This is a genomic window from Oleiphilus sp. HI0061, from assembly GCF_001635675.1.
The window spans coordinates 1-628 of the sequence record NZ_LWFE01000968.1 but is presented as its reverse complement, the minus strand read 5'-3'; the positions used below and the strand labels follow the sequence as shown (position 1 = coordinate 628).

Annotated in this window: 1 protein-coding gene; it reads left to right on the top strand. The window is 51.8% G+C overall.

Going from position 1 to position 628, the window contains the following annotated elements:
- The coding region (locus A3735_RS11260; protein WP_156499627.1) for an AMP-binding protein at nucleotides 1-628 on the top strand (628 nt) is incomplete at both ends.

The following is a 628-nucleotide window of genomic DNA, read 5'->3' as shown; positions in this document are numbered from 1 at the left end:
AACTGAAACCACCGTTTGGTCTAGCTGTGCCCAGATTACACAAACCCAAACACCGCCTGGATTGGGCTTACCTATCGCCAACACTCAGTTATATGTGCTGGATGAGCAGCTGCGCCCTGTCCCTAACGGCATCGCTGGCGAACTATACATCGGTGGTGACGGTTTGACCTTAGGCTATAACAATCGTGACGAATTAACCCGGAAGGTCTTTATTCCAAACCCCTTTGGAGACGGCCAACTCTATCGCACCGGTGATAAAGTACGCTACACCCACGACGGCACCCTTACGTATATGGGACGACTGGATCAGCAAGTCAAAGTACGCGGCTACCGAATAGAACTGGGTGAAATTGAGACGCTTATGCGCCAACACGACGCCATTGACGACTGCGCCTTAAGCGTACGAGAAGTCCGTGCCGGCGATACGCGGCTCATCGCTTATGTTGTATGGAAGAATAGCCCGATTAGTCTCAGTGAACTTCGTGAGCACCTGCGACAGCAATTGCCCCCTTACATGGTGCCGCAGCACCTTGAAGCACTCGGGGAGTTACCACGCACCCTTAACAACAAGCTTGATCGAAAGGCCTTAGAAAGCCTCCCTTTATCAGAATCAAGCTCGTTAGGCAAA